1 protein-coding gene and 1 pseudogene are annotated in these 1,755 nt (G+C 43.0%); one reads left to right on the top strand and one right to left on the bottom strand.

Translation table 11 applies throughout. The features are described from left to right. Positions 1-89 precede the first annotated feature (89 nt). Positions 90-617, top strand: a pseudogene (locus G4P69_RS36320) (right-handed parallel beta-helix repeat-containing protein); the annotation flags it as partial. Between the two features lie 463 nt (positions 618-1,080). Here the strand turns inward: G4P69_RS36320 and G4P69_RS39780 are convergent. Beyond that, the coding region (locus G4P69_RS39780; RefSeq protein ID WP_243903164.1) for a putative PEP-binding protein at positions 1,081-1,755 on the bottom strand (675 nt) is incomplete at its 5' end.

Raw genomic sequence — 1,755 nt, 5'->3', positions numbered from 1 at the left:
CCGACTTTCAAGCGTGAACATGCTTCCGTCAGTGTTGCTTAAACACCTGTAAAGTAGCCTGTCTATGTTTGGCTATGTAAAAGGTAACTATATGGGTTGAATCCTCTAATCCTACAATCACAAACAGCACTTTCACTAATAGTGTTCGCGAGGGCATTTTCCTCACGGGTACAGCTAATCCAAAAATTGAAAATAATCTGTTTATTCAAAATCAGGGGAACGGAGTTTCGGTCGCTAAATCCGCTCAAGGAGAAATTCGCAACAACCTATTTGAGAACACAGGTTTTGGACTAGCCATCGGTGGAACCTCAACACCGTTAATAGTAGAAAACAAAATCCGCCAAAACAAAGATGGTCTTTATATTTCCGAGTCAGCCAAGCCTGTGCTACGTAGAAATGTCATTGAGAACAACACCGAAGATGGTGTAGTGGTAACTGTCGATGCTCTGCCCGACCTTGGAACCAATGCAAATCCCGGTGGCAATAAGATTTCCAACAACACTGGCTATGATCTCAACAATGCCACTAAGACGAATAAGATTCTTGCGATTGGTAATGAAATTGACCCCACACGCATTCAAGGTTCAGTAGATGTAGGGGACCGCAATACTAATCCTTCCGGACCACAATCAAGATAATTTTTAGACATTAAGGCTCTTGGGACCAGATTAACTACAACTGGGACCACATGGTTCCAACTGCCTGCGAAACAGTGATTTAATTTCAGCAGGTTTGGCATCAAACTGTTCAGCTAAGCCTCTATATAGATTTGACTATTGTTTATAAGAAAAATGCAGAAAACCCTTGAGGAACAGCACCACAGGTGCGTTTTCCGTACTTTAGGCAAGGGATGAATGCTCATTGCAGTCTTTAGGCTGCCGTGGTATGATCTGGGCATGTCAGTACAAGACATTTAAATAAAACCTACTCCCGGACTGGGAGGAAGTCTACGCCCAAAACACTGCAAGGAGATATCAGTACGCCCTAAGTGGCAAACGTATTGAGCCTGGGAACCTGTGAAAACAGGATATTAAGACGCTCATGGTCTTAAGAATCTCCGTCTCTTTAGAGCGGAGAGTGTCAATAGGTATCTATTGTACTGCTCAGTGCACTTGAAACAATTGCTCTTACTTTAGCAGCAGAATCTTGTTGCAATGCGGAGTTGGCGATCGCCTGTGCTTCCTGGGCTGTTAATTGAACAATCACTTGTTTAAATCTAGGAATAGCTTGAGGGTTAAGACTTACCGAATCTAGTCCTAATCCCAGTAAAATTGGTACTGCTAGAGAATCTGCTGCTAGTTCACCACATAACCCCACGCTGATTCCAGCCTGATGTCCGGCTTGGACAGTTTGCTGTATCATACGCAATACCGCTGGATGTAATCCATCAGCCAAACTTGCGACTTGTGGGTTAGTGCGATCGCAAGCCATAACATATTGACTAAGGTCATTAGTCCCAATACTAAAAAAGTCTACTTCAGTTGCTAAATGCTCAGCAATCAAAACTGCTGATGGTACTTCCACCATAATACCCACTTCCATTGCTTCATCAAAGAGTATACTAGCTTGGCGTAGTTCAGCTTGCACTTCAGCCAAAATTGCCTTAGCTGCTTGTATCTCTTCTACGGTTGCAATCATCGGGAACATGATTTTAATCTGATGTCCAAAGCTAGCTCTTAAAATAGCTCTTAACTGGGTTTTGAAAACATCCCGACGATTCAAACAGAAACGAATTCCTCGCCATCCTAAAAATGG

Origin of the sequence: Aetokthonos hydrillicola CCALA 1050 (genome assembly GCF_017591665.1) — a bacterium.
Taxonomy (GTDB): Bacteria; Cyanobacteriota; Cyanobacteriia; order Cyanobacteriales; family Nostocaceae; genus Aetokthonos; species Aetokthonos hydrillicola.
Note: the sequence above shows the minus strand (reverse complement) of the source record. Positions and strands in the feature narration are given on the sequence as shown.